General features: G+C 68.4%; 19 protein-coding genes. 5 read left to right on the top strand and 14 right to left on the bottom strand.

Going from position 1 to position 18,162, the window contains the following annotated elements:
• Positions 1 to 108 precede the first annotated feature (108 nt).
• Positions 109 to 777, top strand: a complete 669-nt coding sequence (locus IU459_RS25210) for a TetR/AcrR family transcriptional regulator (protein WP_195132048.1) — start codon at positions 109 to 111, stop codon at positions 775 to 777.
• A 9-nt stretch (positions 778 to 786) separates the two neighbouring features.
• On the opposite strand, the gene IU459_RS25205 is transcribed toward IU459_RS25210, so the two are convergent.
• Together IU459_RS25205 and rsmI are read right to left on the bottom strand one after the other, a co-directional pair.
• Positions 787 to 1,539 carry an isocitrate lyase/PEP mutase family protein gene (locus IU459_RS25205; RefSeq protein ID WP_195132047.1) on the bottom strand — a complete coding sequence of 251 codons (753 nt, stop codon included), beginning with the start codon at positions 1,537 to 1,539 and terminating at the stop codon, positions 787 to 789.
• Between the two features lie 226 nt (positions 1,540 to 1,765).
• Complete coding sequence (rsmI, locus tag IU459_RS25200) at positions 1,766 to 2,632, bottom strand: 16S rRNA (cytidine(1402)-2'-O)-methyltransferase (RefSeq protein WP_195132046.1); 867 nt, start codon at positions 2,630 to 2,632, stop codon at positions 1,766 to 1,768.
• A gap of 231 nt (positions 2,633 to 2,863) precedes the next feature.
• Between rsmI and IU459_RS25195 the strand changes: the two genes are divergently transcribed.
• On the top strand, positions 2,864 to 4,489 hold the full coding sequence (locus IU459_RS25195) for a phospholipid carrier-dependent glycosyltransferase (RefSeq protein WP_195132045.1): 1,626 nt from the start codon (positions 2,864 to 2,866) through the stop codon (positions 4,487 to 4,489).
• 1 nt (position 4,490) lies between these two features.
• Here IU459_RS25195 and IU459_RS25190 read toward each other — a convergent pair whose 3' ends face one another.
• Both IU459_RS25190 and arcA read right to left on the bottom strand, forming a co-directional pair.
• Entirely contained in the window at positions 4,491 to 4,850 is a 360-nt protein-coding gene (locus IU459_RS25190; RefSeq protein WP_195132044.1) for a GntR family transcriptional regulator, read from the bottom strand.
• A 7-nt stretch (positions 4,851 to 4,857) separates the two neighbouring features.
• Complete coding sequence (arcA, locus tag IU459_RS25185) at positions 4,858 to 6,147, bottom strand: arginine deiminase (RefSeq protein ID WP_228838483.1); 1,290 nt, start codon at positions 6,145 to 6,147, stop codon at positions 4,858 to 4,860.
• 145 nt (positions 6,148 to 6,292) lie between these two features.
• On the opposite strand from arcA, the gene soxR reads away from it, so the two are divergent.
• Positions 6,293 to 6,778, top strand: a complete 486-nt coding sequence (soxR, locus tag IU459_RS25180) for a redox-sensitive transcriptional activator SoxR (protein ID WP_195132043.1) — start codon at positions 6,293 to 6,295, stop codon at positions 6,776 to 6,778.
• Between the two features lie 28 nt (positions 6,779 to 6,806).
• Here soxR and IU459_RS25175 read toward each other — a convergent pair whose 3' ends face one another.
• From IU459_RS25175 to IU459_RS25150, 6 genes are all read right to left on the bottom strand, one after another.
• Positions 6,807 to 7,934, bottom strand: a complete 1,128-nt coding sequence (locus IU459_RS25175; RefSeq protein ID WP_195132042.1) for a glycosyltransferase — start codon at positions 7,932 to 7,934, stop codon at positions 6,807 to 6,809.
• A gap of 126 nt (positions 7,935 to 8,060) precedes the next feature.
• Positions 8,061 to 9,902, bottom strand: coding sequence for a putative bifunctional diguanylate cyclase/phosphodiesterase (locus IU459_RS25170; protein WP_324199021.1), 1,842 nt, complete (start codon positions 9,900 to 9,902; stop codon positions 8,061 to 8,063).
• A gap of 43 nt (positions 9,903 to 9,945) precedes the next feature.
• The gene (locus IU459_RS25165) at positions 9,946 to 12,081 is read right to left on the bottom strand and encodes an Rv1355c family protein (protein WP_195132137.1); all 2,136 of its coding nucleotides are present in this window, start codon (positions 12,079 to 12,081) and stop codon (positions 9,946 to 9,948) included.
• Positions 12,071 to 12,844 (bottom strand): hypothetical protein, encoded by a 774-nt coding sequence (locus IU459_RS25160; protein WP_195132041.1) that lies wholly within the window; start codon positions 12,842 to 12,844, stop codon positions 12,071 to 12,073. Before IU459_RS25160 ends, IU459_RS25165 begins: the two co-directional genes overlap by 11 nt.
• A gap of 249 nt (positions 12,845 to 13,093) precedes the next feature.
• A complete protein-coding gene (locus tag IU459_RS25155) occupies positions 13,094 to 13,528 on the bottom strand; it encodes an effector binding domain-containing protein (RefSeq protein WP_195132040.1) in 435 nt (144 codons plus the stop codon).
• On the bottom strand, positions 13,525 to 13,968 hold the full coding sequence (locus tag IU459_RS25150) for a GyrI-like domain-containing protein (protein WP_067476762.1): 444 nt from the start codon (positions 13,966 to 13,968) through the stop codon (positions 13,525 to 13,527). Before IU459_RS25150 ends, IU459_RS25155 begins: the two co-directional genes overlap by 4 nt.
• Positions 13,969 to 14,187: 219 nt before the next feature.
• On the opposite strand from IU459_RS25150, the gene IU459_RS25145 reads away from it, so the two are divergent.
• Positions 14,188 to 14,952, top strand: a complete 765-nt coding sequence (locus tag IU459_RS25145) for a uracil-DNA glycosylase (RefSeq protein ID WP_195132039.1) — start codon at positions 14,188 to 14,190, stop codon at positions 14,950 to 14,952.
• A 115-nt stretch (positions 14,953 to 15,067) separates the two neighbouring features.
• On the opposite strand, the gene IU459_RS25140 is transcribed toward IU459_RS25145, so the two are convergent.
• The 4 genes from IU459_RS25140 to IU459_RS25125 all read right to left on the bottom strand — a co-directional run bounded on the left by IU459_RS25140 (position 15,068) and on the right by IU459_RS25125 (position 17,792).
• Positions 15,068 to 15,301, bottom strand: a complete 234-nt coding sequence (locus tag IU459_RS25140) for a hypothetical protein (protein ID WP_040782682.1) — start codon at positions 15,299 to 15,301, stop codon at positions 15,068 to 15,070.
• A 145-nt stretch (positions 15,302 to 15,446) separates the two neighbouring features.
• Positions 15,447 to 15,632, bottom strand: coding sequence for a ferredoxin (locus IU459_RS25135; protein ID WP_195132038.1), 186 nt, complete (start codon positions 15,630 to 15,632; stop codon positions 15,447 to 15,449).
• Complete coding sequence (locus tag IU459_RS25130) at positions 15,629 to 17,098, bottom strand: cytochrome P450 (protein ID WP_195132037.1); 1,470 nt, start codon at positions 17,096 to 17,098, stop codon at positions 15,629 to 15,631. Before IU459_RS25130 ends, IU459_RS25135 begins: the two co-directional genes overlap by 4 nt.
• A 46-nt stretch (positions 17,099 to 17,144) precedes the next feature.
• The gene (locus IU459_RS25125) at positions 17,145 to 17,792 is read right to left on the bottom strand and encodes a TetR/AcrR family transcriptional regulator (RefSeq protein ID WP_195132036.1); all 648 of its coding nucleotides are present in this window, start codon (positions 17,790 to 17,792) and stop codon (positions 17,145 to 17,147) included.
• A 215-nt stretch (positions 17,793 to 18,007) separates the two neighbouring features.
• Between IU459_RS25125 and IU459_RS25120 the strand changes: the two genes are divergently transcribed.
• Complete coding sequence (locus tag IU459_RS25120) at positions 18,008 to 18,151, top strand: hypothetical protein (RefSeq protein ID WP_195132035.1); 144 nt, start codon at positions 18,008 to 18,010, stop codon at positions 18,149 to 18,151.
• Positions 18,152 to 18,162 lie beyond the last annotated feature (11 nt).

Below are 18,162 nucleotides of genomic sequence, written 5' to 3'. Positions count from 1 at the left end.
GTTGTCGGATAATGAAACACCGGTTCGCGGCCGCGCAGCGCCCCGGGCCGTGTGCGATCGGTACGTCGACGTTCCGTTCGGATCGGTTCCGGCACAGAGAGGGCACCCATGCGCCAGCAGCAGGCGACGACATCTGTTCAGCGGTCCGGCTTCGCCGAGCGCCATCGCGCCGCGCGCGAAGCGGTGCTCACGTCGCAGCGCGGCAGGCTGGTCGAAGCCATGGTGCATTGTGTGGACAGCAAGGGCTATCCCGCGACGACGCTCACCGATCTCGTTGCGCGCGCTCGTGTTTCGCGCACCACCTTCTATGAGCACTTCACCAACAAAGAGGAGTGCTTCGTCGAGGCGGTGCACACGGGGGTCGACATCGTGGCCACCCGGATCGCGGACGAACTCGCGCAACTGCCACCGGACGCCGACCCGTACGCGAAGATCGAGTCCATCGTCGTCACGTTCTGCCAGACCGTCGCCACCGAGCCGGATTTCGCGCGTCTGGTGCTGGTGGAGTCCTTCAAAGTGAACCAGGCCGCCGTCGGCTACCGTGACCTGGCCGTCGACCGGTTCGCCCAGCTGTATCGGCTGTTCTACGACGAGGCGCGCGCGGCGGACCCGACGCTGCCGGAGATCTCGGACGAGCTGATCGCCCTGATCCCGGACGCGATCGGCGAGCGCACGCGCCGCGTCATCATCGCCGAAGGAACCGCACGAGTGCCGGAACTGGCGCCGCTGTTCGTCCAGTTCGTCATGACCACGCTGGGGTTACCCGATCCGGCTTGACCGCCGGGCTCACTTCCAGCGATCGAGCAGGCGGTTGGTCTCCGTGGTCAAAGCGGCCTGGAGGAACGGCCCGAAGGTGATGCGGGCGACGCCCTGATCGGCGAGGGCCGCCTTCTCGGCCAGATCCGGGAGCACGGTGGCGCTGACCGGCAGCGGCAGTTCGCCGGTCAGACGGCGCATGTCGGCGTCGGCGTGGCGGCCCACCGGGAACAGCACGTCCGCGCCCGCCTCGGCGGCCAGCTTCAGGCGTTCGATGGCACGGTCTACGCGGTCGGCCGCGTCGCCGTCTTGGCGCAGGAACAGGTCGGTGCGCGCATTGATCACCACCCGCACGCCCGCGGCGTCGGCGGACTCGCGCAACCGGTGCACCAGGTCGGCATGCTCCTGCCCGGCGCGCAGCCGTTTGCCCTCGCTGTGCACGGTGTCCTCGATATTGAGTCCGATCGCGCCCGCCTCGAGCAGGCCCTCGATCAGCCGCACCGGCTCCAGCCCGTAGCCGGACTCGATGTCGACCGACACCGGGACGTCCACCGCCGCGGTGATCTGTCGCACCCGGGTCATCGACTCGTCGAAGGTCATCCCTTCCCCGTCACCGCGCCCGATCGAATCGGCCAGCGGATGACTGCCGACCGTCAAGGCCGAAAAACCGGCTTCCACCGCGACTTTCGCGGACCAGGCATCCCATACCGTGGGGAATACTCCCGGATCCCCCGGCACATGCAATCCGAGAAACGTCGTGGCCTTGCTCTCCAGAGAAGTCATACCGACGATCTTGCCCCGCGCAGGCCCTCAGGCACACATGAGGCGCGCCACCGAGACGTGGAGCAGCTGGGCGGCAGCCTCCCCTCGTCTTCGCCCGGCGCAGGCTGCGGACGGGCTACGTCCGACCGCGACCGTCGCGCGGCGGCCACAGCGTTCGCTCGACCTGCGACCGCTCAGCCTCCACGCGGCCGGACACGGGAGAACGGACGTCGCCCAGCCGCGCCTGTTACGAGCCGCGGCGGGCGGTGAGGACCGCGTCGTAGAGTTCGCGGCGGGAAACGGCGTGCACGGAGGCGATTTCGGCGCAGGCGTCCTTGAGGCGGAGGCCGCTGGCGGTGAGGGATTCGACCGCGCCGACCAGCTCGGTGGGGTCGGCCGCAACCGGCTGAGCGCCCGCCAGAACCACGGTGATCTCGCCGCGCGCGCCCTCAACCGCCCAGGCCGCCAGTTCGGCCAGGGTGCCGCGGACCACTTCCTCGTAGGTCTTGGTCAGCTCCCGGCAGACGGCCGCGCGACGATCCGGTCCGAGAATCTCGACCGCGTCGGCCAGGCAGTCGGCGAGTCGGTGCGGCGCCTCGAAGAAGACACAGGCGCGCGGTTCTGCGGCCAAGGTACGCAACCATTCCCGGCGCTGGCCGGATTTGCGTGGCGCGAATCCGTCGAAGCAGAACCGTTCCACCGGCAGGGCCGACAAGGCCAGCGCCGTGGTCACCGCCGAGGGGCCGGGCAGGCAGGTCACCGGCAGGTCGCGCTCGACGCAGGCCGCCACCATCCGATAGCCGGGGTCACTGACCGACGGCATACCGGCGTCGGTCACCAGCAGCACGGTCCGACCGGCGGCGATCTCCTCCAGCAACATCGGGATCCGCGCCGTCTCCACATGGTCGTAGAAGCTGACCACCCGGCCGGTGATCTCCACGTCGAGCGCCTTGGCCAGCGACCTGGTGCGGCGGGTGTCTTCGGCGGCGACGACATCCGCCGTCGCCAGCGCTTCGCGCAAGCGCTGCGAGGCATCGCCGACATCACCCATCGGTGTCGCCGCGAGTACCAACCCGCCTGCCGTCACCTCGTCCGCCACCGCACTCCCATCCATTTCGCGCAATCCCCGCCGGTCAGCGTATCCACCGGCCCAAGCGACCCTCCCCGCACGCCTACCCGAACACGTCGGACCTACCCCACTGTGCCCTCAACAGCAGCCCACGAGCGTGTTCCTTCGCCGACGCGGAGTACGCAACAACCGATCTCGATCTCGCGCCACCCGACAGCACGGCCGGAATACCCGGGCAGGCGGAGGAGCGAGGCGCTACAGCATACGATCGGGGGCGTGACTCAGGTGACCGACCAGCGTGCGACCGCACGGTTCGGGACCGTGCCCTCCTGGTCGAGTCCGGCGCCGCTGCGGCCCGCGCCCGACTTCGGGCCGACCGACCGGTTGCGGGGGTGGCTGGTGACGGCGTTCCTCACCGCGATCGCGGCGGTGACGCGGTTCACGATGCTCAACTATCCGACCGACGCGGGCACCCCGGTGTTCGACGAGAAGCACTACGCTCCGCAGGCCTGGCAGATGCTGACCGGCGGCTGGGTAGAGGACAATCCCGGCTACGGCCTGGTGGTGCACCCGCCGGTCGGCAAGCAGCTCATCGCGATCGGCGAGGCGATGTTCGGCTACAACGGCTGGGGTTGGCGCTTCACCGCCGCGATCGCCGGAACCGTGCTGGTGCTGCTGGTGATCCGGATCGTGCGCCGGTTGGCGCGCTCCACCCTGATCGGCGCGATCGCGGGCATCCTGCTGATCGCCGACGGGCTCACCTTCGTCTCGTCCCGCATCGGCATGCTGGACATCTTCATGGCGCTGTTCGTGACCGCCGCCTTCGGTTGTCTCATCGTCGACCGCGACGAGGTCCGCGCCCGGATCGCCAGGGCGGACGCCGAGGGCCGGATCGGCGTGACGGACTGGGGGCCGCGCCTCGGGGTGCGCTGGTGGCGCTTCGGTGCGGGTGTGCTGCTCGGGCTGGCCTGCGGAACCAAGTGGTCCGGCATCTATTTCATCGCCGCCTTCGGCCTGCTGAGCGTCTACTTCGACCTCTCGGCACGGCGGGCCTATCGCGTCCGCCGCCCCTGGCTCGGCGTCAGCGTTCGCGATATCGGTCCGGCGCTCTACGCGCTGGTACTCGTGCCGCTCGGGGTCTATCTGGCAAGTTATTGGGGCTGGTTCGCCAGCGAGACCGGAGTGTACCGGTACATGCCGGGCAATCCATCGGCTCCGACGGACGCGATCGGCACCGGCGGGTTCTGGTCGCACGTGGTGCCGGGTGCCCTGCGTTCGCTGTGGTACTTCAACGCCAGGTCGCTGGAATTCCACACCGAGCTGACCAACTCGGCGGGCAATCATCACCCCTGGGAGTCCAAGCCATGGACGTGGCCGATGGGCCTGCGCCCGATGCTGTACTACTACGCCGACAGCGGCGTCACCGGCTGTGGCCAGACCCAATGTGTCAAGGCCGTGATGCTGATCGGGACGCCCGCCCTCTGGTGGATCGCGGTTCCGGTGCTTGCCTGGATGCTGTGGCGCGCCGTGGTCCGGCGTGACTGGCGCTACGGCGCGGTGCTGGTCGCCTATGGCGCGGCATTGCTGCCCTGGTTCGCCACGCTGGACCGGCAGATGTACTACTTCTACGCCGTCCCGATGGCTCCATTCCTGGTAATGGGCGTGGCGCTGGTGCTCGGCGACATTCTGGGCCCGGCGCGCCCGAGCCCGGTGCCGCGCAGCCCCGCCGGGACCTACCTGTCCGCGCCGCCGAGCGAACGGCGCAGCCTCGGCCTGCTCGCGGTGTGCCTGTATCTCGGGCTGGTGATCGCCAACTTCATCTGGCTGTGGCCCATCCTCACCGCCTTGCCGATCACACCGAGCAACTGGCACGACCACCTCTGGCTGCCCAGCTGGCGGTAGGTCAGGCATCCAACGCCGCCCGCACGTAGCGCAGCGCAGCGTCGTCGTCCAGCCCCAACCGGCGCACCGTCGCGACGTACGCGGTGGCGGCCCGCCCCGCCACGTCCCGCGTCGGGTCGCCCGACGACGCGATGAACGACCCCTGCCTGCCCCTGGTCTCGACCACTCCGTCTGCCTCCAGCTCGCGGTAGGCCCGCGCCACCGTGTTCGGGGCGAGGCCGAGCTGGGCGGCCAGCGCACGGACGGTCGGGATCTTGGTCCCGGCCGTCAGCTCGCCGGACCGCACCTGGGCGATGATGCCGAGGCGCAGCTGCTCGTAGGGCGGCACAGCCGAATCGTGCGACACCGTGATGGTGAACATGGCGTACTCACACGTCGTCTCGGGACAGCGGACAGGACAGGCAGCGGGGTCCACCGCGGCCGGAACCCAATTCCGAACCGGGAATGCGCAGCACCTCGATGCCCGCGTCCTCCAGTCTGGCGTTCGTCATCTCGTTGCGCTCGTAAGCGACCACCACGCCCGGGGCGAGGGCGAGGGTGTTGTTGCCGTCGTCCCATTGCTCGCGTTCTGCGGTGACGCCGTCCAGTCCGGTGTCGATCACCCGCAGCTTGCCGATGCCCATCGCGTCGGCGGCCGCAGGCAGGAACGGGTCGGGCCCGCGCATGGCGACCCGGCCGCCCCCCTGCCGTCCGCCGTAGTCGTCCTCCTTGTGAATCGTGAACGCGCACAGCGAGTCCCGCACCGCCGGGTACATCACCACCGCGTCGGCGTCGACCATGGTGCACACCGTGTCCAGGTGCATGGTCGCGCGGGTCTGCGCGATCGGCACCACCAGCACGGTGTGCGCCAGGTCGTCGTCGAACAGGCTGCGGGCCAATGCTTCCGCCCCCGCGGGCGAGGTGCGCTCCCCGACGCCCACCGCGACGACGCCGTCGGACAGCAGCAGCACGTCACCGCCCTCGATCGGAGCGGTGTGCGATTCGTAGGCGCGCCGCACGCCGAGGAAGCGGGGGTGGAAGGCGTAGATGAGATCGGTGAGCGAAGTCTCGCGACTCCGGGCCGGTAACGCGAGCGAGGTGATCGCGACGCGCGGACCGACCCAGAACGAGGAGTCCCTGGTGAACAGCAAATTGGGCAGCGGATCGATGACGAAATCCGCGCCGTGGTGCATGCGGCGGACCAGGGAGGTGGCGTCAGGTCCGAACGGCAGTTCGTCGAACGTCATGCCCGCCATCAGGATCTCGGCCAATTCCCTGGCTGGGACGCCGCGCAGGAAGGCGGCCAGCTCGTCGGCCAGCGTGTGCCCGAGCCTGCGCGCGTCGACCGCGGCCGAGATGCCCTGGATGCGGGCCGCGCCGCTGACCGCGAGCGTCTCGGCGAGCAGGTCCGGCAGCAGCAGCACCTCGGTGCCGCGTTCGCGCAGGACGTCGGCGAAGGTGTCGTGCTCCTGCTGGGCGCGTTCCACCCAGGGGATGCCGTCGAACAGCAGTTGATCGTTGTTGCGCGGCGTCAGCCTGCGCAGCTCGTTGCCGGGCCGGTGCAGCAGCACCGTGCGCAACGAACCGACTTCGGAGGTCACCGCGAGGCGCGCATCGCCCTGCTCGGGTCCCTGCGGGTCCGGACCCTCGCGCCGCGCGGACACAGCATCTGCTCCCATGATCAGACCGTAGTTCGCCACGGCTCGGAGAGCACGGAATTCTTTGCCGCTGTGCCGCCTCTGCGAGTACTGAGGCCCGTGGTTCCGAATCCCCCTCCCGGCTCACCTAACCTGAAGTATTGTTGAGGTGATTGGAGGAGTGTGCATGTCGACAGCCGATTGGCGGGCGAAAGAGCTGACCCCCGGCCAGCTCTCCGAGCGTAGTGGAGTCGCGGTCTCCGCGTTGCACTTCTACGAACGCGAAGGGCTCATCACCAGCAGACGCACCAGCGGGAACCAACGGAGATACGCTCGCGAGACGCTGCGCCGGGTTGCCTTCATCCGCATCTCCCAGCGCGTCGGCATACCGCTGAGCGAGATCCGGGCCGCCCTCGATCAGCTGCCCGAGGGTCGCACTCCCACCCGGCGCGACTGGGAGACCCTGTCGACCGCCTGGCGTGCCGACCTGGACGACCGGATCACCCAGCTGGTCCGCCTGCGCGACAACCTCACCGGCTGCATCGGCTGCGGCTGTCTGTCACTGGGCAGCTGCCGCCTGGTCAACGAGCACGACCGGCTCGGCTCCGAAGGCCCCGGCGCCCGCGTCCTCGACGTGCACCTCAACTGCCCGTCGAAACCGGCGGCCTGCTGAACCGCGCTCGGCCCCGCGTGGCGTACGGCTAGCGGCCGAGCACAGCGAGCATGCCCGCCACGGCCCGCGGCCAGGTGAACTGCTCGGCGCGGCTGCGCGCGGCCCTGCGCCGCCCGGCCTGCGGCATGGCCAGCACGTCGGTGACCGCCTGCGCGAACGCGGACGGATGGTCGGCGGCGACCGCGCCGCAGTCGGCGGTCACGATATCGGCCAGCGCCGAGGATCGGCTGGCCACCACCGGCGTGCCCGCCGCGAGCGCCTCCAGCGCGGCCAGCCCGAACGTCTCGTGCGGGCCCGGCGCCAGCGAGACATCGGCGGTGGCAAGCAGTTTCGCCACCATCGCCCGATCGGAGATGAAACCGGTGAAATGCACGGCGGGCACCCCGCCGGCCAACTCGGGCAGCGCCCGGGCCCGCCGCTGCAGGGCATCCCGCCGCGGACCGTCTCCCGCGACCACCAAGCGGGCCTCGATGCCCGCCTCGCGCAGCGCGCCGACCGCCTCGATGCTGCGATCCACTCGTTTCTCCACGGACAACCGGCCGCAGTGCACCAGCAGCGGATGTCCGGGCACCCCGAGATCGGCCCGCAGCCTGCGGTCGCGCCGCTGCGGGCTGAACAACTCCAGATCCACCCCCAGTGGGACCAGTTCCACGTTCGAAGCGCCGATCCGCTGGAATTCCTCGCGGGCGAATCGCGTCGTGCACACGACGATGTCGTACTCGCTGGCGGTATGCCGGTTTGCCACGTCGGCGCAGCGCCGCGCCACCGGACCGGGCAGCACCTGGCCGAGCAGCCGGTCGAGGCGCTCGTGCGAGATCATCACGCCGGTCACGTCGCGCCGCCGCGCCCAGCGACCGAATCCGCGCAACGTCAGCCGATCGGAGACCTCCAGCACGTCGGGCCGCAACCCGGCCAGCACGTCGGCAACCCGGCGCGGATCCGCGGCGCGGTAGCCGCCGGTCCATGGAATAGCCAAGGCGGGCAGCGTGATCCGCACGACCCCGGTGGGCAGGATCTCCTCCGACCGCTGCGAACCGGGCACGATCAGCACCACCTCGTGCCCAGCGGCGGCATACCCCTCGCCCAGATGGTGCAGCGCGGTGCGCAGCCCACCCGAACGCGGGCCGTAGAAGTTCGCCAGCTGCACTATGCGCACGACGCCGATCGTGCAGCGGATCTGGTTATCTGCGCCGAACGACACATGAACAGCTGTGAAAGAACAGGCAAAACGGCCGATTCGGCCCGACCGTACCACCTGGGCGTGCGGTCCGGCTGCCGCGATTCAGTGCGCGGGCAGCCCCCGACCGGCCCGGGGCAGATCGAGGTCGAGCGGAATCCGGCCCGCCGAGAGATGGGCTTCGACCTGTTCGGCCGGCATGGGCCGCGCGATGAGAAACCCCTGCGCGCGGTAGCACCCGAGGCCCACCAGGGTGCGCGCCGCCACCGCAGTCTCGACGCCCTCGCCGACGACGCCCAGCCCGAAGGAACCGGCCAGGCCGATGATCGATTTCACGATGGCCAGATCGTCGGTGCTGGCGCCGAGGCGCTGGACGAAGCCCCGATCGATCTTCACCGCGTCCACCGGCAGTGCTTTGAGATGCGACAGCGAGCTGTATCCGGTGCCGAAGTCGTCGATGGCGATCTGTACGCCCATGCGTTTCAGTCCGCGCAAGGTGACCTGGGTCCTGGCCAGATCCTGGACCACGACGTGCTCGGTGATCTCGAGACACACCGAGCTTCCGTCGATGCCGAAAAGGCGCAAGATGTCTTCGATCCGTTCGACGAAGTCGAGGCTGACCAATTGCACCGGCGAGACGTTGATCCGCATCACGACGTTCCCGGCCATCCCGCGGCGGCGCCACTCCGCGAACTGCGCGCAGGCCGACCGAATGACCCAGCGCCCCAGCTCACCCGCCAGGTTGGTGGCCTCGGCCACGGTGACGAACGCGGCGGGCGGCAATAATCCCCTGGTCGGATGCAACCAGCGCACCAGCGCCTCCAGCGCGACGATGCGGCCGGTGCGCAGGTCGACCTCCGGCTGATAATGCAGCAGCAGCGAACCGTCCGATACCGCGCCGCGCAAATTGAGCTCCACATCGTCCTGGAGCTCGAATTGGGCGCGCATGGCGTCGGTGAACACCGCGACTCCGTTGCCACCGCCCGATTTCGCCGACAGCAGCGCGTGATCGGCGCGGCGCAGCACGTCCGCGACGGTGGTTTCACCCGGAATGCCGAGCGCGACCCCGACGCTGGCGCCCCGGCTGACGGACTCGCCGCCCACGGTGACGCGCCGGGCGATCAACTGCTGGATGCGGTTGGCCTCGTACTCCGCGGCCACCGCATCCATGGGTTTGGCGGGAACGATGACGAATTCGTCGCCGCCGAGCCGGGCGATCATGTCGTTCGGGTCCAGGTTTTCCCGCAACCGCGTCGACAGCGTGCGAATGAAGTTGTCCCCGGCGGTGTGACCGAGGAAATCGTTGAGTGCTTTCAAGCGATCCAGGTCGAGGAAAAACGCGGCCACTGGGCCGGGGCTGCCCGCGCGTAGTCGTTCTTCCATATGCTCGAGCAGAGCGCGTCGATTCGCCAGGCCGGTCAAATCATCGTGCAGCGCGATATATCGAAGCCGTTCCTCCGCGACGACCCGCGCCTGCAATTGCGCGAAGAGCGCCGCGATCGCCTTCAGCACGTTGAGCTCGCGATTGCTCCATTCTCGATCGCCCGCTTTGACGAACCCGAGCGCGCCGGTGGGCTCGCCCCGGGACAGCAGCGGCACGGCAGCGGAGGTTACTCCCGCGATACCGGAGGCCCGGCGGACCGTCTCCTGGTAGTCGGCGAACTGCGGGGTCGGACGCGCGACCAAGGGCTCGGTCGAGTTCTCCAGCGCACGGAACACGGGGTCGGCGGTCTCGAAATAGATCACGCCGAGCGGGTCGGGGTCCGGTACGTTCTGCCGGTGCGGCCACTCCGCGACGAGCACGGTTGCCCGGCGTTCACGGTCGGTGTGTCGGACGTAACTGAAGTCCACGTCGAAGTACTCGACCAATTTCGCGAGCACACGCTCGGTCGCGGCGACCATGGTCGTGGCGTCCACACCCATCAGCTCAGAGGCGACCTGAGTCACCAATGAGTCGAGTGTCCGCCGTGGCACATTGTCTCCGATCGCGCTAACTACCGGCGTCGACGCCGAGCACCGGACGCCGCCGACTGCGTACGGTGGCGGCGGAGGCGTAGCTCAGGCGAAGCACCAACGCCATGGTCTCATGCTCGGGCACGTCCAGCAGGTTCAGGAAACGACCTTGAAGTGACGCTAGTGTATCCGCGAACTCGGGGGAAATCGCGGCAAGTTCGCCCGGGCGTCGGGCGTACAGGTATACCGGCGAAATCGGTTGCACACACAATCCGAGGCGCTCGGCCTGCACCCAAACCTGCGCCACCGCCGCGCCCGCCTCGGCATAGTCGCTCAACCCGGGGTCGGCGCCGTCGAATGTCACCGCCAAAATGGCGGAGCTGGATCGCACGCGGTCGGCGGTGTATTTCCCCAGAGCCGCGCCGCCGGACCAGGATCGCAGCTGTGCCATGACGTCGGCGCGCGACACGATCTCGAACGCCGCCCACTCGTCATCGGTGAGTTCGAGGCTGCGAGCATCGATCCCGGTGTCCGGATCGTCGTCCGGCCAGCGGACTTCGGCGAGCATTTCCTCGTATAACCGGGGCGTGAGATAGCGGATTCGATCGGAATCACCCAGCAAACGCGCAGCTTCTTCGATTTCCAACCGACCCACCACCGCGCGCAGGCGCGCACCGGCCGATTCGGCGACCGCCGCAAGGGAATCCAGCACCCCGTCGGCCAGCGGGGCGCCGGTACCGACCCGGCGATTGGTCGCGCGGCGCAGTACGGCCGGATAGTCGGCGGCGAGCTCCGGATTCCGTTCACCGCCGAGCCGCAGCCGCGCGGCGAGCTCGCCGGACCCGGCGGCGCCCTCGCTGAATTCGTACGCGCCGAGGATGCCGTGCGCGGCCGCGGCGACCCGCGCGTTGTACAAGGCGGCGCCGAGCGCGACGGCGCTGCCGCGGTAGCCGACGTCCATCGCCGAGCTGTACTCCGGAGCCAGCTCGATGTGGATATCGCCCGGCCCGGCCCGCAGCGTCCACGGCTGCATGTTTCCCCCGGACGGCGCTCGCTGTGCGCAGGCGAGCACGCTGTCGATGGGTCCGGCGGCCGATTCCGGCGCGACCTCGGCCCAGATCGGTTCGCCGGTCGGCGGCGGGTCGGCCAGCTCGTCGAGATGCCGTTCCAAGTCCACCCGGACGCGACCGGAATCCAGCTTCATGCCCAGGCCGATGCGCCGGACGGCGGCGACCACGCTCGCGGCCCCGAGGGTGACGTCGGCGCCCAACTGCGGCCAGCTGGTCACCGTCTCCCCGACTTCGACCATGCTCGCGCCCAGCCGCGGTGACAGCCCGGCGGCGCCGAGCAGCTTCACCACGAACGGCGCCTTCTCCCTCGGCGTCAGCCCGCGCAGATCCGCGGCGCGAATGTCGCCGAGCAACCCGTGGAACGCCGGACGCTGGGATTCGAGATCGAAACGCTCGACATCCAGCAAACCACGATCGCTGGTCTCCATGAGCAATGGAATGCCGTGCCGAGCCGCTGCCTCGCGGATCACGAGCTTCATATCGAGCGAATCACATTCCTCGACGACGACATCCAGGCCGTCCAGAAAATCGTCCACCGAATTCTCGTCGACTCCGGCCGCGAAGATCTCCACCGGCAGATAGGGGTCCAGTTCGGCAATACGCCGCGCGGTCACCACCGCTTTGTTGACGCCGATGTCGAACAGTGTTCCGGGAACCCGATTGAGATTGGACAACTCGATTTCGTCCAGATCGGCCAAACGCAGCCCGCCACAAATGCCTTCGAGTGCGAGCAGATGCGCGATCGCGTGTCCGGCGCTTTGCCCGATGATGCCGATCGTGCTTTCGGCCAGACGATCCTGCTCGGCTGTGGTGAGTTTGTTCCGATTGCGATCCAGCCGGATCATCCGGAATGTCCGCCGGCCCGGCAGTCCGATCACGGCGGCGCGCCACGGGTAGTAGATCCACCGATCCGCCTCGGGACCTTCCGAGATATCCGGGGCGGCAACCATTTTGCCGAGCTCGGCGCGCAGCGACTCGCGCAGATCGATGAATTCGATGCGCGGATCGTCGCGCAGCGTGGCGAGCGTTCGCGCGTCGCCCGGATCGGTACCGTCCAGGATCAGTGGCCGGTGCAGCGCCACCCGGATGCGGTCACCGCCCATGTCGGCGCCGATCCCCTGTTGCCCGGATACCCCCACACGTGCCATCGGCCGGCCGGGCAGCCGGTACGCCGAGCGCCTCCTGCTCGGCCTGGACCAGGGACCGCTGCGATTCCTCGGCAAATGCCGGGTAGGACCGGGTATCCCACCACAGCGGCACGGTCTGGTAGCGCTCGTCCGGATACGGAACCGCCGGGATCCCCTCGGCGGGCACAGCGCCGCACGACTGATGCCGGCCCACGGTGAACGACGCCACCGTGGCGAAACCGTAGCGCGCGCCGAGCAGGCGCGCCGCGTGCAGCACCGTGCGCGAAATGGCCGCGCTCAGCTCGGCGCGGCGCGGCGCGTCACGGGCGACCCACGCTCCTTTGGCTTCGACCACACCCTCCGGTATTCGATCGGCAATCATCCGCTGCAGCTTGCCCGCTCCGGGATGACCCGCCCATTCGACCAGCGCGTGCGCCTGCCGCGCCGCGGTGTAGGGGCCTTGCATCCGCACGCCGGCGACCATCTCGCCACCCGCGTCGAGCCCAGCGAAGAACAGCGACGTCGATCGGCCATCGGCGATCGACTCGTATTCGAGCGCGTGTTCGACCCCGAAGCGCCGGTAAACCTCCAGCGCACCGCCCAGGTACCGGTGCCAGAGCTCCGGCTGAACGCTCGGTTCGGCGACTGAGAACGCACACTCGGATTGCGCGTCGTAATACCGGAAAACTCCCCGCCCAAGGGAGTTCGTCGGCACGACTGCAATCAGATCCACAGCCATGTTGTTCCTACTCCATCGCCGCGCTGTTACGCGCGATAGTCCAGCCTCATGCAGCACCCCACGGCCCATGAGCCGAGACGAAGTTGCCCAGGGCAGTATCCGTCATCCGACAGGAATTGACCAGCCGTCCGGCTAATCTTCCGGAAACTCTGCGGTACACGTAGTGTTTCCGCAGGTCAGAAGCGGTGCGATCAATATCGGAAATAACGGGGAGACCAGTCGGTTCTACCGTAGCTATCGTTCAGCAAGCTATACGAGGATGGAGATGAACAGTTCCACGGACTCCGGTCCGTGCCAGATCTCGATCTCTTCACGGTAGGCACGGGTGATCTCGGCCGACGCCGTCGCGTCGTCGACCTGCGCCCATACGTCCTCCACCGGATCGTGATAGTCGCCGTTCGGCGCGAAACGCGCGTAGACACCTTTCGGCACGCGTACCAAGACGTCGCCGACCGGCACGGCATCCGGAGACGGATATTCGAAGCACACCACCGCGTTGTAGTTCCCCGCCGGATCCGGCACGTACACCGTGTACATCGGGCGATCCGCGCCCGCCCGGTCGCGCAGCCGGTCCTTGAGGAACTCGATCAGGTCGCTGTTGCTGACCTTGAAGCTCGGGCGCACCCGCGGGACAACCAACCCGCCGTAGATCGCCTCGGCGCGAACCGCGATCGCATAGCTCATCGCGCCTCGACCGCCAGGTAGAGATCGATCTTGTAGGCGTGCGGATAACACTCGAAATCGCCGGTATAGGTCCGCTTGATCTGGTTGTGCTCCTCGGCGTAGGCGATCTGCGTCCACAGGTCCGTCATCACCTGCGGGAAGTTACCGACCGAAGAGAACCGCGCATAGGCGCCGCGCGGCAGGCGCGCCACCAGATGCCCGCGGGTGACGTCCTCGAAGGACGCGCACTGATAGCCGACGATCTGCGTGTTGTAGGTGCCGAGCTCTCCGCTGTAATCGGTGTATGCACTGGCCAGCGGTCCGCCGAGTTCCTGGTGCAGCACAGCCGCCCAGGCGGCCTCCAGGTCGCGGTCACGCAGTTCCCCGAGCGCACGCTTTGGGCTGCGCACCGGTAACCCGGCAACCCACGTCTCGTCCCGCTCGACGATTTCAAACTGCATGGAAGACTCTTTCGAATGAAGCCGGCGGTGAGCTACCCGCATCCGGTCGGTCGGAACCGCCATGCTACCAACCCGGACCGCGTGGTACCGATCACATGTCCGGCTCGATATCCGCCCCGTCACGCCGCTGAACTGGACAGATGTCCGAGGACTTCGGTCAGGGTAGGACGGATCGGCTATGAACAACCGATGCCCGCGGCACCATCGAATGGAGTTCTGATGAACAACAGCTCGATCTCCGGCCGCGTGTGCCGCAGCATCGCCGAACTCGACGCCGCGGTCGCGGACTGCTTCGCCTGCCCGCGCCTGGTCGCCTGGCGCGAACTCGCGGCCGAGCAGAAGCGTCCCGCCTTTCGCGACCAAACCTACTGGGCGCGAGCTGTTCCCGGATTCGGGCCGGATGACGCGCGCATGCTGATCGTGGGACTCGCGCCCGCGGCGCACGGCGGCAACCGGACCGGGCGCATGTTCACCGGCGACCGCAGCGGGGATGTGCTCTACGCCGCGCTGCACGCCGTCGACTTGGCCAATCAGCCGACCTCGACGAGCATCGATGACGGCCTGCGGTTGACCGGCGTGCGGATCACCGCGCCGGTGCACTGCGCACCGCCGGACAACAAACCGACCCCGGCCGAACGAGACCGGTGCAGCCACTGGCTGGACACCGAAGTCCGCCTGCTGACCCCGACCTTGCGCTCGGTAGTGGTGCTCGGCGCGTTCGGGTGGCAGGCGCTGTTCCCGGTGCTGGCGCGGGCCGGTTGGGTCGTGCCCCGTCCGCGACCGAAATTCGGCCACGGCGCGCACGTGGAACTGGCCGCGACCGACGTGGAACGGACGCCGCTGCAGGTGTTCGGCTGCTATCACGTCAGCCAGCAGAACACCTTCACCGGGCGACTCACCCCGGCCATGCTGGAGGTGGTGCTCAGCGACGCGGCGGCGGCCGCAGGCATCGATCCGCGACGGGCGCCCGTTCCGCGCGAGTGAACCGGACCGGCGCTTCGATTCAGCCGCTCAAGGGCTCACGACTGCGCCTCGCTGACGCTCGGCTCCGTCGTGCGCGAGGGCGCACTGTGTTCTCGGTTCGCTCGCTGACGCTCGCTCACACGTGATCGACCAGCGCTGGGTGACCTGCCTCGTGAGCGCAGTGAGCGCAGCAGAAATACTCACCGCGCGCCTCGACGCCGTGCCCGAGGATTCGGCACGAACAGTGCGTGCAGGTCGGGGCCATCGCGTTGATCGCGCATTCGAAGCTGTCGAAGATGGCGGATTCGCCGTCCCGCGTGATGGTGAACGTCTTGTCGTACTCGTTGCCGCAGGTGGCGCAGGTGGCCATGAGGTATCACCGGTCCTCTCGAGTCGATGGACAGCTCGTCGAGATTCGCGGTACCCGCCGGAGACGACGCAAAACGGAGCGCGGCGGACAGACGCTTGGCATGCGGTCGACGAGCAAGCGGTAGCGCCCTCTGGGTTCGGTGACCTCAGGCCAGGCGTAGCGCTTGCACGGGGCAGCTGTCCACGACGAGCTCGAGCAGCTCGGGCTCCGCGGCAACAGTGTCGGAGACCGGCGCGACAATCCCGTCGTCACCGACGCGGAAAAACTCCGACGCCAGCGCCTCGCACATGCCATGGCCCGCACAGACGCCGCGGTCGGCGATGATCCTCATCGGCCGATCCGCTCCAGCCGGATCGGCAGACCGTCGGCAGGCACCGGGCCGGTCCCAGCGACCAGCGGCACCCGGTAACCGTCCGGGACAGTCCAGCGGTATTGCAACAGCATTTGATGCACAACCGCTTTCACGGTCATCCCGCCGAAGTAGAGGCCGATGCACTTGTGCGCGCCACCGCCGAACGGCGCCCATGCGAAGCGATGGGATTTGTCTTCGCGGCGGTGGTCGGCGAAACGCTCCGGGTCGAACTCGTCGGCATCGTGCCAGTAGTCCTCGGTGCGCATGATGGCGTAGGTGCCGCACAGGACGAGCGTCCCTTTCGGGAGGTAGTAGCCGAGGATGTCGGTGTCGGTCACCGTCTCGCGGATCTGCTGGGCCACCGGCGAATAGATCCGCAACGCCTCCTTGAACGCGAGATCGAGCGAGGGCAACCGGTCCAAATCGTCGTAGCCGAGCGCGGGCTTGCCCAGCGCGACGGATTCGGCGCGCAGCCGCTGCTGCCATTCCGGATGTCTGCCGAGTTCGTAGACCAGCATGGACGCGGCGATGGTGCTGGTGTCGTGGGCGGCCATCATCACGAAGATCATGTGCTCGACCACCTCGGCGTCGGTGAAGGTCTCACCGTCCTCGGTGCCGGCCCGGCACAGCACGGAGAACAGGTCGTTGCCCTCGCCCGCCCGTTTGGCGGGCAACGCGCGGCGGAAGTGCTGTTCGAGCACCTGCCGTCCGCGCAAGCCGCGGGCCCACACCCCACCGGGGACGCCGGTCCGGATCAGCGCCGCCCCGCCGCGCACCGCGTCCTCGAAGGCACGCTCCAGCCGGGCGGCCTCCGCGCCGAGCTCGGCGCCCGCGAAGACCTCGGTGGCCTGCTGGAGCAGCAGCTTCTTGATCGCGCGATAGACGCGGAAATCCGGGCCCGGCCGCCAGTCCGCGAGGCCGCGGGTGATCCGCGGCGTGGTCAGGTCGAGATAGCCGATCAATCGCGGCCGGGTGAAGGCCTGCTGCATGATGCGCCGATGGAACAGGTGCTCGTCGAAATCGCGCAGCAGCAGTCCGCCGCGAAAGAACGGGCCGATCAGGAATTCCCAGCCGCGCTGGGCCGACAGCGCTTTGTTGCGGTCCAGCATCACCGCCTCCAGCCCCTCCGGGCTGGCGATCCCGACCATGCGGCGTCCGAGCAGGCCGAACCACTGGATCGGCCCCAATTTCTCCGATCGCGTCCGCGCGAAGTGGATCGGGTCGGCCAACGCCTGCAACGTGTAGCCGATTCCAGGCAAGCCGAAGTCGCCCGGCACCGGTTTCAATCCGCTGCCCGGCGGAGGATCGGCCAGCGGCCGGACCGGCGCCGGATAGCGTTCGGCGAGCCGCGCAGCCGCCCGCTGCGCATGCCAGGCCCACGTGGCCCGCGCTTGGCGGACCGTACCGGAGACCTCGTTGATCGATTGGGGCACAAGCAGACTCATGGCGGCCATCCCTTCGCGACACTGCGACGGTTCGACCATACTCGTCTCATCGAACGGCCGGATCCGCCCGCACCAGCTTCGTGATCAGTTGCGACATCAGCGGTTCCCGCAAATCCGGTAGGCCGCCGAAATCACCCGCGACGATTCGGTTGGTCGCCAGCGCGACGACCGCGCCGATCACCGCCTCGGCCACCACCCGCTGATCCGGCAGGTTCGCGCCGAACGCCGCGGCGAATCCATCCACCAAACCGGACTGCGTCGCCAATCGCCGCTGCAGCACTGCCGTCCCGGCCGCGTACACCTCTACCAGGAAGACCTTGGCCACCTCGGGTTCCTGCGCGAGCGTCGAGAGGTACGCCTCCAGGGCCCGATCGATGCGTTCCAGCGCGGGACCGTCGGTCGTGAGCGCCGTCCCGATCCGGGTCATCACGATCTCGACGGCCATGTCGTAGGCGGCGAGAAAGCATGCTTCCTTGTTCGCGAAATGCTGATAGAACGTCATCCGCGAGACACCGGCACGCTCGAGCACGTCCGCGACCGTCACCGCGGCGTACCCTTTCCGCGCCGCGGCCTCGATCATCCCGACCAGCATGCGAGCCCGCTGCGCGGCCACCACTTCGTCCGGCGCGATCCCATGGTTGCCGCCGTGCAGTTTCCCGCCCGCCCGCGCCTTCAGCAACGATCCTCGCTCCACGTTCCGATGCTATGCACTCGCGCGGCCGGCTGTGGCCGTAAATCCGCCTGGCGAAAGGCGCGAGTCGCAAGATCGCCGCGCCGGAGGTTCGACGTGAAGTCTCTTGACCAGGGGCACACCGGAATATAACTTGCTAGTCAACAAGTAAGCTTATTCCAGAGCGGTGCTCGCGACGCCCACGCACCGGCAACACCTCGAGATGGACAACCGCACCAATGACAGAAACCCTGCGCGCACTCGTCGGAGGCACCGGTCCCGATTGGGAGATCCGGGAGCTCCAACGGCGAGCCGAGCCGGACCTGCTGATGATCTGCGCCCACGACCCCTCGATGTTCGAGCACGCCAGGGCGACGCAGTAAAGGTTTCGGTG

Source organism: Nocardia amamiensis (assembly GCF_015477605.1).
In the GTDB taxonomy this organism is placed as follows: Bacteria; Actinomycetota; Actinomycetes; order Mycobacteriales; family Mycobacteriaceae; genus Nocardia; species Nocardia amamiensis_A.
The sequence above is the reverse complement of the archived record's forward strand: the minus strand, read 5'-3'. Positions and strand labels throughout refer to the sequence as shown.

Excerpts from the sequence above, each read along its gene's own strand:
- IU459_RS25210 (WP_195132048.1), top strand. The coding sequence starts at position 109 with ATGCGCCAGCAGCAGGCGACGACATCTGTTCAGCGGTCCGGCTTCGCC.
- IU459_RS25205 (WP_195132047.1), bottom strand. The coding sequence starts at position 1,539 with ATGACTTCTCTGGAGAGCAAGGCCACGACGTTTCTCGGATTGCATGTG.
- rsmI (WP_195132046.1), bottom strand. The coding sequence starts at position 2,632 with ATGGATGGGAGTGCGGTGGCGGACGAGGTGACGGCAGGCGGGTTGGTA.
- IU459_RS25190 (WP_195132044.1), bottom strand. The coding sequence starts at position 4,850 with ATGTTCACCATCACGGTGTCGCACGATTCGGCTGTGCCGCCCTACGAG.
- arcA (WP_228838483.1), bottom strand. The coding sequence starts at position 6,147 with ATGGGAGCAGATGCTGTGTCCGCGCGGCGCGAGGGTCCGGACCCGCAG.
- soxR (WP_195132043.1), top strand. The coding sequence starts at position 6,293 with ATGTCGACAGCCGATTGGCGGGCGAAAGAGCTGACCCCCGGCCAGCTC.
- IU459_RS25165 (WP_195132137.1), bottom strand. The coding sequence starts at position 12,081 with ATGGGCGGTGACCGCATCCGGGTGGCGCTGCACCGGCCACTGATCCTG.
- IU459_RS25160 (WP_195132041.1), bottom strand. The coding sequence starts at position 12,844 with ATGGCTGTGGATCTGATTGCAGTCGTGCCGACGAACTCCCTTGGGCGG.
- IU459_RS25155 (WP_195132040.1), bottom strand. The coding sequence starts at position 13,528 with ATGAGCTATGCGATCGCGGTTCGCGCCGAGGCGATCTACGGCGGGTTG.
- IU459_RS25150 (WP_067476762.1), bottom strand. The coding sequence starts at position 13,968 with ATGCAGTTTGAAATCGTCGAGCGGGACGAGACGTGGGTTGCCGGGTTA.
- IU459_RS25145 (WP_195132039.1), top strand. The coding sequence starts at position 14,188 with ATGAACAACAGCTCGATCTCCGGCCGCGTGTGCCGCAGCATCGCCGAA.
- IU459_RS25140 (WP_040782682.1), bottom strand. The coding sequence starts at position 15,301 with ATGGCCACCTGCGCCACCTGCGGCAACGAGTACGACAAGACGTTCACC.
- IU459_RS25135 (WP_195132038.1), bottom strand. The coding sequence starts at position 15,632 with ATGAGGATCATCGCCGACCGCGGCGTCTGTGCGGGCCATGGCATGTGC.
- IU459_RS25130 (WP_195132037.1), bottom strand. The coding sequence starts at position 17,098 with ATGAGTCTGCTTGTGCCCCAATCGATCAACGAGGTCTCCGGTACGGTC.
- IU459_RS25120 (WP_195132035.1), top strand. The coding sequence starts at position 18,008 with ATGACAGAAACCCTGCGCGCACTCGTCGGAGGCACCGGTCCCGATTGG.